The organism is Paraglaciecola sp. G1-13 (assembly GCF_055809255.1).
Map to the genome: position 1 here is coordinate 5,049,623 of NZ_CM147903.1, position 18,754 is coordinate 5,068,376.

General features: G+C 43.0%; 16 protein-coding genes. 9 read left to right on the plus strand and 7 right to left on the minus strand.

Going from position 1 to position 18,754, the window contains the following annotated elements:
* The first annotated feature begins 797 nt into the window (after positions 1-797).
* From AC0L6N_RS21530 to AC0L6N_RS21565, 8 genes are all read left to right on the plus strand, one after another.
* A complete protein-coding gene (locus AC0L6N_RS21530; protein WP_473477581.1) occupies positions 798-1,748 on the plus strand; it encodes a retron St85 family RNA-directed DNA polymerase in 951 nt (316 codons plus the stop codon).
* Positions 1,738-3,357 carry a retron Ec78 anti-phage system effector ATPase PtuA gene (ptuA, locus tag AC0L6N_RS21535; RefSeq protein WP_473477582.1) on the plus strand — a complete coding sequence of 540 codons (1,620 nt, stop codon included), beginning with the start codon at positions 1,738-1,740 and terminating at the stop codon, positions 3,355-3,357. Before AC0L6N_RS21530 ends, ptuA begins: the two co-directional genes overlap by 11 nt.
* Entirely contained in the window at positions 3,341-4,120 is a 780-nt protein-coding gene (gene ptuB, locus AC0L6N_RS21540; protein ID WP_473477584.1) for a retron Ec78 anti-phage system effector HNH endonuclease PtuB, read from the plus strand. Before ptuA ends, ptuB begins: the two co-directional genes overlap by 17 nt.
* Before the next feature lie 230 nt (positions 4,121-4,350).
* On the plus strand, positions 4,351-4,773 hold the full coding sequence (locus AC0L6N_RS21545) for a hypothetical protein (RefSeq protein ID WP_011573210.1): 423 nt from the start codon (positions 4,351-4,353) through the stop codon (positions 4,771-4,773).
* Positions 4,774-4,798: 25 nt separating this feature from the next.
* Complete coding sequence (locus AC0L6N_RS21550; RefSeq protein ID WP_473477586.1) at positions 4,799-5,014, plus strand: TIGR02450 family Trp-rich protein; 216 nt, start codon at positions 4,799-4,801, stop codon at positions 5,012-5,014.
* 375 nt (positions 5,015-5,389) lie between these two features.
* On the plus strand, positions 5,390-7,069 hold the full coding sequence (locus tag AC0L6N_RS21555) for an ABC transporter transmembrane domain-containing protein (RefSeq protein ID WP_011573212.1): 1,680 nt from the start codon (positions 5,390-5,392) through the stop codon (positions 7,067-7,069).
* Positions 7,062-8,090 carry an efflux RND transporter periplasmic adaptor subunit gene (locus AC0L6N_RS21560; protein ID WP_473477588.1) on the plus strand — a complete coding sequence of 343 codons (1,029 nt, stop codon included), beginning with the start codon at positions 7,062-7,064 and terminating at the stop codon, positions 8,088-8,090. The genes AC0L6N_RS21555 and AC0L6N_RS21560 overlap by 8 nt, the downstream gene beginning before the upstream one ends.
* Complete coding sequence (locus AC0L6N_RS21565) at positions 8,090-9,505, plus strand: TolC family protein (RefSeq protein ID WP_473477590.1); 1,416 nt, start codon at positions 8,090-8,092, stop codon at positions 9,503-9,505. Before AC0L6N_RS21560 ends, AC0L6N_RS21565 begins: the two co-directional genes overlap by 1 nt.
* Before the next feature lie 38 nt (positions 9,506-9,543).
* On the opposite strand, the gene AC0L6N_RS21570 is transcribed toward AC0L6N_RS21565, so the two are convergent.
* The 7 genes from AC0L6N_RS21570 to manD all read right to left on the minus strand — a co-directional run bounded on the left by AC0L6N_RS21570 (position 9,544) and on the right by manD (position 17,488).
* Positions 9,544-9,990: a DUF2798 domain-containing protein gene (locus tag AC0L6N_RS21570; RefSeq protein WP_011573215.1), complete on the minus strand. Its 447-nt coding sequence runs from the start codon at positions 9,988-9,990 to the stop codon at positions 9,544-9,546.
* A 95-nt stretch (positions 9,991-10,085) separates the two neighbouring features.
* A complete protein-coding gene (gene gdhA, locus AC0L6N_RS21575; protein WP_473477593.1) occupies positions 10,086-11,438 on the minus strand; it encodes an NADP-specific glutamate dehydrogenase in 1,353 nt (450 codons plus the stop codon).
* A gap of 44 nt (positions 11,439-11,482) precedes the next feature.
* A complete protein-coding gene (gene rnk, locus AC0L6N_RS21580; RefSeq protein WP_473477595.1) occupies positions 11,483-11,869 on the minus strand; it encodes a nucleoside diphosphate kinase regulator in 387 nt (128 codons plus the stop codon).
* Between the two features lie 475 nt (positions 11,870-12,344).
* Positions 12,345-13,292: a hypothetical protein gene (locus AC0L6N_RS21585; protein ID WP_473477597.1), complete on the minus strand. Its 948-nt coding sequence runs from the start codon at positions 13,290-13,292 to the stop codon at positions 12,345-12,347.
* Positions 13,293-13,295: 3 nt separating this feature from the next.
* Positions 13,296-15,068: a sodium:solute symporter family protein gene (locus AC0L6N_RS21590; RefSeq protein ID WP_011573219.1), complete on the minus strand. Its 1,773-nt coding sequence runs from the start codon at positions 15,066-15,068 to the stop codon at positions 13,296-13,298.
* An 11-nt stretch (positions 15,069-15,079) separates the two neighbouring features.
* A complete protein-coding gene (locus tag AC0L6N_RS21595; protein WP_011573220.1) occupies positions 15,080-16,219 on the minus strand; it encodes a Gfo/Idh/MocA family protein in 1,140 nt (379 codons plus the stop codon).
* Between the two features lie 51 nt (positions 16,220-16,270).
* Positions 16,271-17,488 (minus strand): D-mannonate dehydratase ManD, encoded by a 1,218-nt coding sequence (manD, locus tag AC0L6N_RS21600; protein WP_473481411.1) that lies wholly within the window; start codon positions 17,486-17,488, stop codon positions 16,271-16,273.
* A 199-nt stretch (positions 17,489-17,687) separates the two neighbouring features.
* On the opposite strand from manD, the gene AC0L6N_RS21605 reads away from it, so the two are divergent.
* The gene (locus AC0L6N_RS21605; RefSeq protein ID WP_011573222.1) at positions 17,688-18,713 is read left to right on the plus strand and encodes a LacI family DNA-binding transcriptional regulator; all 1,026 of its coding nucleotides are present in this window, start codon (positions 17,688-17,690) and stop codon (positions 18,711-18,713) included.
* Positions 18,714-18,754 lie beyond the last annotated feature (41 nt).

Below are 18,754 nucleotides of genomic sequence, written 5' to 3' on the forward strand. Positions count from 1 at the left end.
GAAGTGCAAATGGTCTTTGCACTTCTGGCTTTCATGAGCTGCGCTCACAGCATCCGTGCCTATTTTCAAACCCCGTCCCGGGGCTTGAGTGACTCTCTCTTCAACAGCTAAGAAAGAGTCTACAGACAAAATTGTCTGGAATTAATAGGGATGCCTAAAGGATGAGGCAAAGTATGAAGGGCATGGATAGTCGAAGTTAAGTAGCCGCCACTATAAGACGCTGCTCTCTGCATGTATTGAGTAACATTGTTCGTGAAAGCCAATTGAATTTTGTTTTGAAGTTGGGAATAAACACTGCCACAACGATCGATTCCTCATAATTGCGTCGACATCGCCGGGCGTTCACCTAGACGCTACTACCTAGTTACGATTTTTGAAGCCTATATTGTGTAATACAAACTTCCGAAAAGAAAAATTCACTCGTGGAGTAAATTAAGCTTACTAGATCAATTTTTTTACAAACTTTAGTTTTAAATTTTAATTGTGATCTACATTTTTATTGCAGCGGGTTCGCTGAAACCCCATAGCTTTTGATTTTGTAAATAGCTATACTTATGAAGCTCTTTAGTGTAATTGGGATTAAATTTCTACATGTTTAATCTAGTTCGGCGCTGCGCTGAACTCTAACTTATTGGGCAGATTTACAGTTGCGGAACAAAATTTTTGAGCCGCAACCGCTGCTCATGCTTCGCAGACGCTTACGGATCAAAAATTTGGTTCCGCGGCTTCTAGTAAAGAGCACATACGTAGTACAGGAAAATTCTTCCTGTACTACGTTCAATTAACAAGATGACTGAATGAACTTGAAACTGTACGAGCAATTAGAAAAAGATAATGCTGACTTTCTGAAGTTACTTAGTAATTCCCCCTCTAAACACTATAAAGTTTATAAGATCCCTAAGAGAACATTTGGGTTTAGAACTATTGCCCAGCCAACACCATCTGTAAAAAAAATCCAAAAACAGATCATATCTCTTATCTTTGAAAAAATGGATGTGCATTTCTGCGCTACAGCATATGTAAGCGGATTAAGTATTAAAGATAATGCATTAAGGCATGTTAATTCAGAATATCTCTTAAAGGTTGACTTCGAAAATTTTTTTAACAGCATCACTCCAAAAATGCTTTTCAAAACATTGAGAAAAAAAGGAATAATCCTAACTGATAAAGATTTTAAAATAATCGAACAGTTTCTTTTTTGGAACATGAGCAAGAGGAAGAATGGAAAACTCGTTTTAAGTGTTGGGGCTCCAAGTTCTCCTTTAATCTCAAATTTAGTAATGTTTTATTTCGATGAAAAAATGGAAGTTATTTGCTCAAAAAATAATATTGTCTATTCTAGGTATGCGGATGATATGACCTTTTCTACAAACTCAAAAAACACATTAACTGGGCATTTAATAGAAGTAAGAAAATTGATTTTACGGGAGTTTGGGCGTGACTTAATGTTAAATGAATCTAAAACTGTCTTTTCATCTAAAGCCCATAATCGACACGTTACCGGTATTACTCTTAGTAATAAAAATAAGCTATCTATTGGCAGAAATAAAAAGAGATATATCTCGGCCTTAATTCATAAGTTTTTGCTAGAGGAATTGTCTGAAGATGATTCACATCATCTTAAAGGGTTGATTTCTCATGCGCTTCATATAGATGAAGAATTTATTTTCAGAATGGCTAAGAAATACGGTAGAAGTACGATTCTCGAAATACAGAGATATCCCGCTGGAGAAAAATATGCAAAATGAAGCACCTAACAATATTAAAAAATTGATAAAAAAATCCGAAATAGGGGAATTTATAGCATCATTTCAATTAGCTAGAGCTTATTCCGATGGAATCGCTGGTGTTGATATTGACCCTGATAAATCACAGTATTTTAAAAAGCGTTGCGCTCAACAACTGAAGACGTATAGATTTTCTATTTCGTCATTAAAATTAATGAACTACAAAGGATTTGATAATTTAGATATTAGCTTTAGCTCTGACAGAACAACAGTTCTCGTTGGAAATAATGGTAGTGGAAAATCATCTATTCTCGATGCTATTCAAAAAACACTTACGCACATTAGTTCAAGGCTAACTACTAGATCTTATAACGGCGAACAGATAGATGAAATAGAAATTCAAAATGGTAAAGATTTTTCTACAATTATTCCAACATTTTTGCTTAATGAGACTAGATTTAGTTTTGAGTTATCACAAAGCCAACCGTTAATTGAATTTAAGAAAAAAAGTAAATTTTCAGAAATAAATGATTTAACACTATTGTTACGTCAAGCTAATTCAGCAGTTTCAAATTTCGCTTTACCTTTACTAGCTAGCTATACAGTTGAAAGAGCGAACGATGTAACTACTAAAGATATAGAAGAGTCAGAAGAAATTTTAAGTACTCAAGTTTGGGATAAATCTAGAGCTTATAGTAAGAGTCTAACGGGGAAAGCTGATTTTAGATTATTCTTTAGATGGTTCAAAGAACAAATCGAAGAGGAGAATGAAGAAAGCTCCGATATCAAAAAATTAAAAATACAGATAAAAAGCAAACAAGTAGAGCTCGATAATCCCTTGTTAAAAGCAATCATCGATGACGCACCTGAAACAGCAAAGGCTTTCGTAGATAATCATGTTTCTGAGTTAGAAACTCTGAAGGAAAAGCTGAATATACTTTCAGATATAAATAGTAAATCAATAGATTGTGTGCGTGATGCTATCTATAAATTTTTACCTGGGTTTACGGATTTAAGACTAAGTAGGAATCCACTTGATATGACAATCAGAAAAAATGATCAAACGCTGAGTGTTCTTCAACTGTCGCAGGGTGAAAAAAGCTTGCTAGCACTAGTCGCAGATATAGCTCGGAGGTTAACATTACTTAATCCAAATGAAGACAATCCACTTGGAGGTACTGGGTTGGTTCTGATCGATGAGATTGACTTACATCTACATCCTGCTTGGCAACAAAAAATTATTAAAAGACTTGAATCTACCTTCGAAAATTTACAGTTCATAGTGTCTACACATAGTCCTCAAGTATGCCACACCGTCGATAGCGAAAATATATGGCTACTAAAAAATGGTAAAAAATATAGAGCTCCAAAAGGGGTAAGAGGTGCTGTAACATCTTGGGTATTGGAAAATTTATTTGAAGTAAATGAACGCCCGCCTGATGACTCGATGGCAATATTGCTAAATGATTACAAAAAGATGGTCTACCGTGATGATTACCCCTTATCAGCAGCGTTAGAAGCAAAAGCTATATTAACCGCCCATTTTGGTGCTGACTATGATGTATTGGTTGAACTTGATCTTTACATTGAAAATAGAGAGTGGGAAAAGGGCTATGAGAAGGATTTATAAATCTGAAGCTGAAAATGAGTTAGTGATCTATGCAATTGAGAATCCTAAAGGCACATGGGAGGACTTTCGCAATCACAATAATGGAGTGTCATATAAAAATATAAAATTCAAGCTTTTCGATGACCAAAAAAATCTATGCGCTTATTGTGAAACTAGTTTGGAAGATATTTCTGAACACAATAAAAGGGTTGAGCACTTCAGATCAAAGTCGGATGAAGTAAAAGGTACCGTAAATGCTCATCTTGACTGGCTTAATTTATTAGGTGTATGCGTAGGTGGCAGTGATTTTGAAAATAGGGCTAAGTATGAACTACCTCAAAATTTAAGTTGCGATGCTCATAAATCGTACTTAGAAGAAACAGAAAACATAGTAGATAAAAACTGGATTGGAAAAGTACTTTCTCCCCTATCAATTCCTGATCCGCATAATTTTTTCTCATTCGACAAAGCTACAGGGAATTTGATTCCCAATATATCTTTTTGTAAAACATTTTTTATTGAAGATAATCAGTTGCAATCTACGGAAGAACTGGTGCGTGAAACTATTCGTGTTTTTAACCTAAATTGTGACAGGCTGAATAAAGCAAGGCTCAGAATCTTTCATTTCTTCCAAAAAGAGATAAAGTTAGCGCGGCAGAAAAAGGATGTAAATAGACTTCGCGATTTGGCGATTCGTTGGACAAGAGATAAACCATTATCCTTTCAAACAACTCGAAGCTTAATGCTAACTGATAGCCCTTTGACTTTACGATTTTTAATGTAATTACTCATAGGTATGAAAGGAGTCTTGCGCTAACTTGTCAGATAACCCGACATGACGTCTGGACAAGGTGTGTGTTTTACAGGCAATCTGCATAGATACAGATAAGCGAAGTACATGCTTCTGAGCTTACTAATCTCAATATGAATTCCATGTTTCATGTTATCTTTGCTGGCATACAATGCGCTGCGAAGAGCTCTTCGTCGCTTGATGATGTTTAAAAGGGTTGCGTGATGATTAATACCAAAATATATAAAGCGGTTTATGGCCTATCTGAAAAGTTGATGACGGCTGCTAACAAGAATGACCAGAAGGCGTTTGATCGTCTTTACGATGAGTTGAAAGCACTTTGCCTTGAGCATCAAAATACCAATAAAGATCATCCTGAACAGTGGGAAACATTGGCCGATTTCACCGAAGATCTAAGCGATGCCGTGCTTATTTACCAAAAAGCGTTAGACAAGGCTACGGCGATAAACTCGAAAGACCATATGTCATCTATCGCCTATTCGATGGCGAAACTACAAATAGAGTTAAATCGCACAGGTGAGGCAATTAAGAACTTACAGGCTGCGAAAATCAGTGCCAATAAAATCGAAGATAAAGAGCTCAAAGCAGAGATTGATGAGTTATTAACGTCGTCGCTCATTGCCTAATTACATGCTTAGCCAAAGGCCGTGTATGCATCAAATTAACCCTAAAAAGTTGCTCAACAGCAAATGGACGGCGGTAAGGCCCCAGAACAAAGAAAAGCACTTCATTGTCTCTGAAGTGGAGTTTGATGAAGAAGGTGCAGTGCTAATCTGCTGCATTGAAGCTGTGTTGACGAAACGCGCTACCTCTATAGATTGGCAGGAATTAAAAAACAGCTGCCAATGGCAACAAGGTTGGAAATAGTACAGCTTACGAGCCAATTTTGCTTTTTAGCGACGCAAATGTATCAGCAGCAATGACAGTAACAGCGGCGTATGTAGTATTCATCACCCGCGCAATCTAGTGCACATTAGCGCACAGTGCCCACGATAGAATTTGTAGATCTATAAATGAGCCAAATTACTGTTTTTCACGTAAAAGCGCGTTAAATATCAATCAGTTTTATATGCTCAGCAGCGATAATCGATTTTAATTTTGCGAATAAATCAGTAAGCTATCCAGCGTGAATTGGGTACAAGTTACCTTTCACTGTAGAGTTTTCCTGTGATAGCTCAGTTTTTATAAAGTTAACAACATTGAAATTGACCGTGTATTGACGCCATAAAAGACGAGCCAAAAATGTCCTCCAAAAATATTGACCTAGTTAACTTGCGCCAAACCTTGTTTGCGCTGTTAAAACCAGAACGTTCTTTTTTCGCTGTCGTCATCGCTTATAGCGTAGTGATTGGCCTATTGACATTAGCTGTGCCAATCGCCGTACAAACCTTGATCAACACCATAGCCAATATCGCTTCAACGCGCGCGGTCATTACCCTTGCCATCGTGTTGTTTAGTACTTTGCTGCTGTCGGGGTGTTTCGCAGCGCTACGCATGCGGGTGATGGAGTATTATGAACGGCGCATCTATGCACGCTTAGTCGCTGATCTAAGCTTGCGCACTATCTTGGCTCCCCATAGCTACTTTGAGGGCAGCCAAAACACATCAATCACCCATCGTTATTTCGATATCATGACATTGCAAAAGAACGTCCCTAGTTTGATGGTTGATGGTATCGCATTGATCTTGCAGATGATTGTCGGTTTTACTCTGGTTTCTTTTTATCACCCATTTCTGCTGGCATTCAACTTGTGCGTCATTTTAATTATGTATGCAATCTGGCGACTCTGGTCAACTCAAGCAAAGGTTACAGCGGTGCGCCTATCTGAGTCTAAGTACACGACTGCGAAATGGTTAAGCAACTTAGCATCAGCAAACGACTTTTTAAAATCGTCTTCGCAATTTGATTATGCAGGCAAAAAAACCGAGCGCTACGTTTCAGAGTATGTGGATAATCACTCGCGCCACTTCTCATTCACCTTTAAACAAGTCGTTATGTTTCTGGTGCTTTACGCACTGGCAAGCTCGGCTTTACTTGGTTTAGGTGGTTGGTTGGTCATTATTGGTCAGTTGTCCATCGGGCAATTGGTTGCCGCAGAATTGATTATGGCCGCAGTATTCTTAGGGCTGTCTAACTTCAGTCATTATTTAAAGTTGTATTACGAGCTATATGGCACCGCAGACAAAATTGGCGGTGCTATCAACATACCTCAAGAGGCATTAGAACAAACATCCAAACCTGCGCCAGCTGGCGGCGCACTTGATTTCAATAAGGTGATTATTAAGCGTAAAAGCGAATCATGCCTTATCGACAAACAAATCGCACAAGGGGATAAATACTTTGTCTCTACTCAGACCAATTGGACCCAGCGCAGCATAGTTAACTTACTCAAACGCTATGAGGTTCCCTCTTCCGGGTGGATAAATCTTGATAATAGCGACTTGTCTGATTACGACACCTACGATTTACGCCAAGCCGTATTTGTATTAGACCGCTCATTAATTATCGAATGTACTATCGAAGAATACATACACATGTGTGTTCCCGATGTAACCACCAGTGAGATAAACGCCACCATAGAAAGAGTCGGCTTAGCGGATGTGATCAGTTCGTTGCCGCTAAAGCTCAAAACGCCAATTTCATCGGTAGGCACACCTTTGCAGCCACTTGAATTTATCTTACTAAAGTTAGTCGTGGTGATGCTTTCTAAGCCAAAAGTGCTGGTCATCAACCAGCATTTCGATGCGATCCCGACCATCAGACGAGAGCGTATTTTAGGCGTGATAGAAAGAACAGATCTAACCGTATTGTATTTTTCGAATGCACCAACGCCAGCATTTTTTAATGGCATTATTGAGTTAGAAAGCAAAAAAGAGCCCCAGCCCAATGTAAATACAAGTCAGGAGGCAGAACATGAGTAACGCCCATACTGATTTCATGGGTGCCATGAAAACGCTGAAAAGCTTAAAAGTCCCTAAAACCCATACAACCATTATCTGGCTGGTCGTAACCTTAGTCATCGCAGCAGTCTTATTGCTTACCTTTACCCCTTGGGTGCAAACCGCCTACGGTACGGGCTCAGTAAATTCCCCCGACCCTTTGTACCGTATCCAGCCCATATCAGCTCTGCTCAATGGCCAAATTGAAACCTGGCACGTTAGAGAAGGCGACAACGTTAAAAAAGGCGAACCTATCGTCACTTTGGTCGATGTAGATTCAGACCGTTTAGAAAAGCTGCGTTCGCAACAAGTAGCCGCAAATCAGCGCTACGTTTCAAACAAATTATCTGTGCAAAATGCTCTTAGTAACTTATCAAGACAAAAGAAGTTACTCAAAGAAGGGCTCGTCTCGCAAAAAGAAGTTGAAGCTGTCGAAATTGCGCTTGAAAAGCTAAAGGCCGAAGCATCAAAAACAGAAGAAGATCTTGATACCCTTAAGATGACATTGGCCCGTCAAGAGACGCGTACTAAGTATGCACCAATGGACGGCACAGTCGTTAGGCTCCAATCTGGCGGCAGTGCGACTTATGTGACGGCTGGTAGCATTTTAGGCTGGTTTGTTCCGGCGAATATTGAACGCCAAATTAGTATTAAAATTAATGGTCTCGACGCAGCATTAGCCACCAAAGGCAAAAAAGTACGTATCCAGTTCGAAGGTTGGCCAACATTCCAATTTAGTGGCTGGCCCGGCATGTCAGTCGGCACCTTTGAGGGTGTGGTGTCGTTCGTTGAACCCGTCGCTGACCAGTTCGGTATGTTCACTGTGTGGATTGCCCCTGTGAATACAACAGTGGCTTGGCCAGAACACGAAAGCGCACGTTTGGGGAGCCGTGTCAGGGCGTGGATCCTTTTAGAGGAAGTCAGGTTAGGGTACGAGTTATGGCGACAATTAAACAACTTCCCTCCCGTGCGCTCGCAAGAAACCAGTGAGAGCTCAACCTGATGTTTGGGGTTCTGATAAGTGCTTTAGTTTTACTTGGCTTTTCTGCGTCATCAGCGGCATTTACCTTGCAACAATACTTGTCGTCTGTGGCCAATAACCATCCAGAAATTCTCGCAATTGATGCCACCACAGGGCAGTACGGTGCTGACATTCAATACGCGGATGGTGCTTATGACGCAAAACTTGAACACAACAGCTTTTCGCGCGTGGCCGGCTATTATGATGGTTTGCAGGCAAGTCAAAAGTTCTCTAAGCCTCTTGAAGCATACAACGCGGAAATCTTTTCTGAATACCGTATTTCTGACGGCGATTTCCCTGTGTACGAACAAGAGTACGCGACCCTATCCGGCGGTGAAGCCTCATTGGGCGTGAAGCTGTCATTGCTACAAGGCCGCGACACCGACAAGAAACGCACCGCCATGGCCAGCGCCCGTCTCAAGTATAAAATGTGGAGCGAAGAAGCCAAACTTGCCCAAAGTGAGTTTTACTACTCGGCCATATTGGCCTACTTGGATTGGGTAGAAGCCGTTAGTTACTTCAACAAAATCGAGCAGTTAGTCGCGGTCAGCGTTAATCGCCAAGAGGGCATAAAAACCCGCGTCGCAGAAGGCGATGTGGCTGAATTTGAGTTGTTAGAGTTTGAAACCCGATTACTAGAGCGTCAATCGTCCTTGCTTGCCGCTGAGCGCAAAGTACGCGCTAATATGCAGAAATTGCGTTATTACATGCACAGTGGCGAGGCATTCGATGAGCAAAGCCAAGCGCCTAAAAGTGCAGCGAAAATCACCTGGCCTGCGTCATTTAATTTGGCGGTAAAAAGCAGCGATGTAGATAACCACCCGGCTCTGGCGGCGAAAGCCCTAGAGATGCAAGCTCTCAAGCAAAAAATGCGTTTGGCACAGGTGGCACTTTTACCCAAGCTCGACATCGAAGCCAAAGTGGCGCGAGACATAGGCTCAGGCCCTACGTCTTTGCAAGACACTGAGGCCAAGATAGGCTTGTATTTTTCAGTCCCTTTTGACCGCACGCAAGCCAAAGCCAAAAAGAGCAGAACTCAGTATGAAATCTACGCTCTGGAATCAAAAACAAACGCATTACGTCAATCAATTGATGCAAAACGACAAGAACGTCTGGTGAATCTGTCCTATGCCAAGCGCTTGCATGATATGCAAACCAAGCAGGTCGTCTTATCACGCAAGCTCTTTGAACAAGAACAGCGGCAGTTTGAATTTGGCTCCAGCGATTTTTTTATGCTCAACAATCGAGAAGCCGATGCATTTCAAGCGGAATTAAAAGCCCTTACCACACGTATTAATGTGTTTCGTGAAGAGCTCGCGCTCCTTAAAATAAACGCCGTCTTAGACCATCCATTTATTCAGAAAACACTTAGAGCACATACATTGTCTATCAGGTAATCGCTCTTTGGTCACAGTCAGAGCAGGTGGCAGCATCTTTAGCTGGCTAAAAATGCTTCCATCTTAGGCTTTATTAACAAGGTCATAATGGGGGAAAGGACCAAGGCAACAGGCAGCACCATCAAGTAACTAGCGAGAAAGGCTTGGCTAAATTGTTGCCAGTCGCCCAAGCCGATATTGCGATACGTTGTACTCAGCGCCATGACGGCCTCCATGCTAAGCGCCATCCCAAAACCAAAAATCAGATTTTTATGTAAGCTCGATAACCGCCCGAAAAAAGCCTCAACGACCTTGTGCATTGTCCACATGATAAGCACTCCCATAGGGAAAATCACGCACACCGCCTGCATAAACGAGAATGTCCACTGGCGTGAAAAATCGTCACTAAAGCCAATGTTTGAATACGTCATAATGCCAGTAAACGTGCCGCCGACGAGTGTGACCATTGCGGCCACAAGCAAAATTTTCTTCAAGGTTTTATGCATGATGTCTACCCACAGTCCGTTAGATTCAGAATTGAAATTTGAAACGTGGATGATAAACACATGGTTGATAAAGTCAACTATATTAAAGGTTTCTTTTAAATCACCCCTTGCTCAATCATCGCATCAGCCACGCGACGAAATCCGGCAATATTAGCGCCTAAGACTAGGTTTCCATCTTCACCAAATTCTTTGGCCGTTTCACTCGCCGCGATAAATATATTTTTCATGATCTGTTTGAGTCTTTGATCCACCTGCTCAAAACACCAAGTTTGCATACTGGCATTCTGCGCCATTTCTAACTGACTGGTAGCGACCCCTCCGGCATTCGCGGCCTTACTTGGGCCATAGGCAATGCCAGCATTTAAAAATATATCAACTGCATCGTTGGTCGAGGGCATGTTCGCCCCTTCGCTGACCAGCTGGCAGCCGTTTTCTAATAACGCTTGAGCATCTTGGAGCGTCAGTTCATTTTGGGTAGCACAAGGAAATGCTGCATCAGCTTGATAGCGCCACACTGCGTGACCGTCAAGAGGATAATCAGTAACAGCTGTATGCTGAGCCTCAGGATAGGTTTTAAGGTACTCTAGCAAATCGCAGCGACGGCCTTCTTTCAGTCGTTTAATTAATTTTAGATCTATTCCGCTGTCATGAAAAAGCGTGCCAGAAGAGTCACTACAACTTATCGGTGTAGCGCCTAGTTGATACAGTTTTTCCATAGCATAAATAGCGACGTTGCCCGCCCCTGAAACTAAACAACGCTTGCCTTGCAAATTATCGCCGCGCTCTTCAAGCATATAATCCGCAAAATATACGGCGCCATAGCCAGTCGCCTCTTTTCGCACTAATGAGCCGCCCCACAGCAGACTTTTACCAGTCATTACGCCCTCGTATCGACCTGTTAAGCGTTTGTATTGGCCAAACAGATAGCCAATTTCTCTCGCACCCACTCCTATATCCCCGGCAGGAACATCACAAGTGGGCCCTATGTGGCGATAAAGCTCACTCATAAAAGACTGGCAAAAGCGCATGATCTCGGCGTCAGACCGACCCTTGGGATCAAAATTAGCCCCACCTTTAGCGCCACCGATAGGCAACCCTGTTAATGCATTTTTGAATATTTGCTCGAAGCCGAGAAATTTTATAATGCCTGCGTTTACAGTCGGGTGAAAACGCAACCCCCCCTTATAAGGGCCTAACGCAGAATTAAATTCAACCCGATAGCCTTTGTTGACTTGAATATCGCCATTGTCATCCACCCAAGGCACACGGAACATAATTTGGCGCTCGGGCTCCACTATGCGCTGGATAATGGCTTGCTGTTGATAGTATTGGTTCTTTTCTAGTAGTGGTTCCAGCGAATGCAACACCTCTTCAACTGCCTGATAAAACTCAGACTGCGCCGGACTACTGAGCTTCAAATCCGCTATTGTTTGTTGAATATATGTCATTCATTACCCTCTTTATTTTGCTTTGCTTATGTCGGTTGAGCTTTCTAGCGCTTTCTACTTTCTACCTTAATAATTTCCACAGACTGCTGTCCGCGCTGGGTTTGCCATTTAATGCATTGGCCTGTGCTCAGACCAATCAATGCCGAGCCTATCGGCGCGAAGACTGAAATGCTGTCTTCAAACTTTACGCTGTCATGGGGTAAGCATAAGGTTTTGGTAAATACTTTTTGACTATCTAAAATCTTAAACGTGACCTGGCTACCAATGGCGACCACATTTTCTGGTAGGTCTTTACACGCCACTATGGTTGCTCGGTCTAACTCGTTTTCGATCGCTCGGATAGCATCATCGGGCAATTTAGAGCGCTCAAGTTGGTATTCAAGTTCTGCCAAATCGGCAGTAGAAATAATAATGTCTGGTTGTTTTTCCATAATCTCTTTTCTTCGTGTTAACTAAAAAAACTCGATTAAGCCCCTTACGTTGTCTGGCTACTTTTGTTTTTCTTTGCGCTTTTGCCGTCACAAAACGCTAAGCGATTTAACAGCGAAGATAGCGCCATAGGATTTAATAAAATCCGAGGGTCTGCGTCTTGCAGCATAAAGTCAGGTGGACAAAGTAAGGTTTTAAACGATTTTAAAATACGCATAAGCACGGCTAATTATCCAACCGAACTGATGGCTAAAAACAAACAAAAAGGGACAGCAGCCGAGCGTAAGGACTACGCTCGGCTTAATTTGGTAAGGTGAGTAGGTTACTCTTTATGAAGTTGATGTTGCTATTCTTAAACATGATTTCCTCAACGTATGTACTCGATGATAGCTCGCTTAAAAATAAATACAATAGTCAAAATAGGGTATATTTTTAACACCGTATTTTGCATTATCAGATCAGTTCTAACCCCTTGGTTTACTTGGCGACTAGATTTTTAACGGCTTTATCAAGATCCGCGTAATGCGTCGATTCAACAAACCCAATTGAAAAGCGTTGTGGGGTATTAAGGAACTTGTCTTTATTGCTGCGGCCAAAGCCCAGTACCGTCATATAAGGGCGACTCACGTAATCATCAGGGTGGCTATCTTCTAGCGGCTTATCCTTTAACTGCATCTTATCTGCTTGCTTATGACCAGGCTGAACTTCATCTTCGTGGTGTAACAAATACAACATGCGCGGTGATTTTTCATCACCAAAGGCAAACCATTCTGGGTTGGGCAAATCGCCCTTGAATGATTCATTGATTGGGTGTGGCTGGTCATCTGCTGAGTTATACCAAAAATCGCTTTCATTCATGAGTCCGCCGGGTACGCCTTCGTACTGCACCCAGTAGTGATAACCTTGGCTCACTTTTGTCATGGTAAAATCGCATCTGTCTGGGTAAAAGTCCCACTGGCCTTGCCATTTTGCATTGCTTGAAGTGAAAACAATTTGAACGTGCTCAGCGGTTTCAATGGTTACTTTTGAGGTAGAGGGGTCTGTCCCTGCATTCATGGCGTGAAAATAACTACCATCTTGTTTATGTACGGCGTTTGGAAAACCCCGATACTCGCCCTTCCAACCGGTGCCTTCAATATTGTTAAAGCCAATCCAATCGACACCATCAGCGTCAAGCAGGCTCGACAGCCCGCCACCTTGCTTTTCAAGATAGAAAGTAGCGTTGGCTATTTTCACAATATACGCTGGAAGCTCGCCCGCTGACTCATCAACCCCATGAGTAAGGGTAACTAATGTTGGGCTGGTCTCCATTGCTTTTTGAGCAGTGTGTACATTGCTATCACTGCGCGTGTTGCAGCCTACGCTTGTTGCAACACTTGCTATGACCAGCATGGATGCAAGATGTTTTATTGTTAAGCTGAACATTGATTACCCCTTTTCTGCCTGAAGCGAATCACGCTTTGGCTTAGCGCTATTTCTTAACAAATAACCCATTACTAGAATGGTTATCGCACACAAGCCGAATACCATGCGGCCCCACATCGGGTTGGGTATCAACATCATTACGACCATACCGCCTCCCATAAACATCACCATGGAGCCCAATTTGTGGCGTTGCTGCTTGTCGTATTCGTCTTGTTCGAAGTCGGCAATGACAGGGGTCTCTAGATCGGTAAAGAAGCGATCTGTTCCTTCTTTATGCTCGTCTCGTTCCTCTTGGTAGAAGAACGAAGTTGAACAAAAGAACCCAGCGGTGATCACTAAGTGCGCGGCGATGGTAATCATTAAATTAACATCGATTGATTCCCGGCGCGTAAAGGCTTGTTCTAAGCCTATCCAATTGGCAAATACTTGTGGGGTGAATACGTTGGCCGTTAAATACGATACCAGCATACCGATTATCACTGTTACCCAAGGTGCCCAGTTCGGCGTTTTCCTTACGAACAAGCCGAAGATTAATGGTACGAGTAACGGCACTTGGACCATTACCGATACACTCATCATCAGCTCAAACAGGCTTAGTTCTTTCAATGACTTAAAGAACAGTGCCACCACAATGACCAGAATGCCGCTGATAAAGCTCACCCAACGACTGACCGTTAGCAGTTGTTTGTCACCTACGTTCTTTTTCTTTTTAAGCAAAAAGGGTTGGTAAATACTGCGCACAAAAATACCGGCGTTTTTATTCAATGCCGAGTCCATCGACGACATTGTTGCAGCAAATAACCCTGCGAGTAACAAACCAACAGTACCCATCGGCATAGCGTTTCGGGTAAACACCAAATACACCGCATCGGCCGCTTTGTTGCCTAATTCAGGGTATGACGCCGCCGCATCAGGGTATAAAATCGCTGACGCCCAAGGCGGTATGAACCACACTATGCTGCCAATCCCCATCAATACCATGGCCAGCAGCGCGGCTTTGCGGGCATTGTCTGAGTCCTTTGCGTTTAAAAATCGAAAGGCGTCATGCATGTTCATGATGGTGATCATTTGCTTGGCCAAAAAGAAGATAAAGGTACCGACTAAAATTACCCCGTAGTTCATATCAGGGCCCATCACAAAATCGGTTGGAAAGTTTTCCACCAGTTCGACTGGGCCGCCCACCATCACGAGGGCAACGATGGCACACGCCACCGAGATAACCGCTACGATAAGGGTTTGTACAAAGTCAGATGCCACAACGCCCCAAGCACCAGACAGCACCGATACGAACACCACGGTTAATCCGGTCACGATTATGGTTAAGGTAATATCCGCTTCAAACACGGCGCTGGCGAATACGCCTAATGCGTTTAGCCACACACCTGCGTTGATAAAACTAAAAACGATTAACGCCCAAGAAAAGAATTGCTCGTTTTGGCTACCGAAACGCCGTTTAATACCTTCTGTTGGGGTATCAACCCGCATCTGGCGAAAGCGCGCCGAGAAATACGCCCAGCCACAAAAATAAGCAATGGTATTGGCGAAAAATACCAAGCTAATTGCAAAGCCGTCGGTAAAAGCCTTGCCCGCAGCCCCTGTGAATGTCCATGCGGAAAATTGCGCCATAAACGCCGTCGAGCCAACCATCCACCACAACATGCGACCACCACCACGAAAGTAATCACTGGTGGAGTTTTTCGCCATATTCTTAAAGGCAAAACCAATGCCCAGGATCAATAAAAAGTAGCCAGCGATAACCAAGTATTCATAAAACATGAAAAGGCCTTTTATTGAAGATGACTAACGTCAACCCAATTATCATTTTTACGAATAATATCAATTAGTTGTTGATATTGAGCACCTTCTTTAAACGTTTGATAGGGAAGTACCTTTTCCCCTCGAATATCTTTAACCAACTCGCGAATAAGGTAGCGCCAATTACGCTCTGTATCGCCTTCGCCCTGTGGGGTGTTTTCGACGATATCATCCGGTAACGGCAACCGCGTCCAATGGTTATTACAGTCGTAAAAATACAAAGGGCCGCTGCCATAATGACCTTTGATGTAAATAGCGCCCTTGCTGCCATAAATAACAATATGATCTTCATTGAAACGCGGATGCAAACCGCCATGCTTGAACAACACAGATACCGGCTTTTCGGCCAATGCGCTTTCGAGTTTCGCTAGCACCGTATACGACCACTCCACATTTGATTCTCCCCATTTTAAAGCAGGGTCATTGAGATCGTCAGGTATATAGTCACGACGCTTTTTGAAGTTGTGCACACCTTCCACTATTGGTGCTCGCCCTAAGTCGTCACGCACCTCGCCCATTACCGACAGTATTTTTTCACCGATGATCGAAGTGACAATCGAAAGCTTATGGGTAAAGTTATTATTTAAACGCCCGCCGCCGTCTTCCTTACGATGCGACCATCCAAAGGGAATATCTCGCTCTAAATTGAAGTGCGAAATACACTCCACTTCTAGCGGCTCGCCTATGGCTCCCGCCGCCACAATTCGCTTAGCGTATATGACATCAGGCATGTACCTAAAACTGGCCGCGAAAGCTGTTTTTACGTTCTTCTCAAGCGCTAATTCATGTAGTTTTTTAGCGGACTCGCCAGTCGCGGTCAAAGGCTTATCGCTAAACACGTGGCATCCAAACTCAATGGCTTGGGTAATCGCTTCCTCATGAGCCCCACCTGGCGTGGCAATAGACACCACATCAGGCTTGCATTCAGCCAGTGCCTCCTGCCAATTTGTGCCAGCAAAAGGAATATCCATGTCTTTAGCGACTTGTTCGACAACGCTTTGCGTTCTGCCGACAATACCCACCACCTCAGCGCCGACCGACCTAAACGCATCTGCGTGGCCTTGCCCAGCGAAACCTGTACCTTGTATTAATACTTTTATGCTTTTACTCATGCTATTTATCTCTACTTATCAAAGACTAAATTCATAATTAAACATGCTGAATTACCAATTCCATACAGTGCCATCTTCCAACCTGCTGACCGGCAAATACGAGCGTTTATAGGGATATTCTTTCGCGGCTTGTTCGTCAAAATCTATTCCAAGGCCTGGGGCCTCGCTGACGTTTGCCAAACCGTCTTTCACTTCTACTGTGTGTTTAAAAATCCGCCTGGAGTGCGCATTGCCAAAACCAACAAATTCTTGAATACCAAAATTGGGTGCCCACAAATTTAAATGCATGTGGGCAGCAAAACACACAGGAGAGAGGTCTGGTGCGCCGTGAGGGGCGGTTTTTACGTTATAAATACTGGCGAAGTCGGCAATGCGGCGAAGGGGAGTAATACCACCAGCGTGGGTCGCTGCTACACGAATGTAATCAATCAGCTGATTTTGAATCAGGTCTTTGCAGTCCCAAATGGTGTTATAGGTTTCACCAATCGCCAGTGGAGTGGTGGTGTGTTGGCGTATGATTTTGTAGCTGTCTTGGTTTTCAGCGATCGACGCATCTTCCAAAAATAGCAAATTGTACGGCTCAAGTAATTTGCCTAAACGCGCAGATTCAATAGGCGTCAAGCGGCTGTGCACATCATGTAATAAATGCACGTCGTTACCAAAGCGCTCTCTAGCTTGTTTAAACAAATCCACTACCATGTTGAAGTATTTTTGCGTCGACCAATCTTCTTCTGGAGGTAACGGCCTGCTGCCTTGCAACTCAAAGTAATCGGCCTTATCGCCAAGTACGCCATACGTCACATTCAACCCTGGCACTGCGCATTGTAGGCGCACAGCCTTGAAGCCTTGGGCAATATGCTCTGCGGTTTTGTCTAGGGTATCGTCGATCGTTTCACCACTGGCATGGGCATATAAGGTTACGCCTCGGCGGCTTCTACCACCAAGTAATTGATAAACTGGCATATTCGCGGCTTTGCCTTTGATATCCCACAGGGCCATATCAATCGCAGCAATAGCTGCCATGTTCACAGCGCCTTTGCGCCAGTAAACACCTCTGTATAAATACTGCCAGATGTCTTCAATATCGTGGGCATTTCGACCAACTAAACAAGGCGCAACATGCTCTTCAAGATACGCAACAACCGCCATTTCACGGCCGTTAAGCGTTGCATCGCCTAAGCCGAATATCCCTTCGTCGGTCATCACTTTAACGGTAACGAAGTTTCGGCCTGGGCTGCAAACAAACACCTTCACTTGGGTAATTTTCAACTGACATCCTCTTATCATCATCTTCGCATGAGCTGCTAACGATTTGCCCCACATAGCAATGCTGACACGCTCTGTGTGTGGCAAAAATGCTCCGAAATGTTTAGCAAAACGCCTACTAAACCGGTTTAGTTGAACAAATTAGCATAATCCCGCAGTATGTCAACATACCAAGCTACCTCATGTGCTGAAAAATCAAACAATGGCAAAAGTAAAACTTATCGACGTTGCTCAGCTTGCTTCCGTCTCAAAAAGTACCGTATCTCAATACCTTAATGGCCGATTTGACTATATGTCGAAGGAAACTCAAATACGCATTCGCGCCGCAATCAAAGAATTGGACTATGTACCGAATCCGATCGCGAGAAACTTAAAAGCTGATAAGACCAAGACTATTGGGGTGATCGTGCGTGATATTACCGGCTTTGATACCAGCAGAACGATCCGAGGAGTAGATGACTTTTGCAAAGGGTGTGATTACAACGCGTTAATTTACAACACAGATTTTGACCCTGAAACCGAAGCAAAATCGCTTGAAGCGTTATACCAGATGCGCGTCGATGGGATCATTATTGCCTCGTCCGGGCAGAATAATACGTTAATATCTGAGTATATAGACAAGGGCATGCCCATAGTGCATTTTCAATTGGAGCATGATGGCAGTGAGAAAAATCTGATCCTGTCTGATTATCGACAAGCCGCTTTTGATGCCACCGAATACTTAATCAAACTGGGTCATAAGCGCATTTGCTTTATGACTCAAGATTTTAAGAATGTGAAATCCAGAAACGAGCGCTATTCAGGCTATGTCGCAGCCCTTAAAAAATACGACATTGTTCAAGATCCTGCGTTAATCCAGTACTGGCAACGAGAAACAGGCTTTGATCACTCACCAAAGAGTGTGCTTGAGTCAGCCGCCGCGCCCACTGCTTTTTTTACCCAACACTTGGCCATTACCACCGAACTGTTAACGCACTTAAATCAAGAAAACATCACTATACCCGATGACGTATCCCTAATAGGATTCGACGATATCCCCATGGCAGAGTTTTTCAAAGTCCCTGTGACCGTTATCAAACAGGAGCCCTACATCATAGGCAAAGAAGCCGCCAAGCTATTACTGGAGAAGGTAAATGACAAAAACAGGCATTCACAGAAAATCATGATCTCTTGCTCTATCACCGAAAGGCAATCCTGCACTGCGCCAAAGGCAAAAAAATACAGCTAATTTCATAACTCGACTAAAACGGTTTAGACTCATTTCAAAAA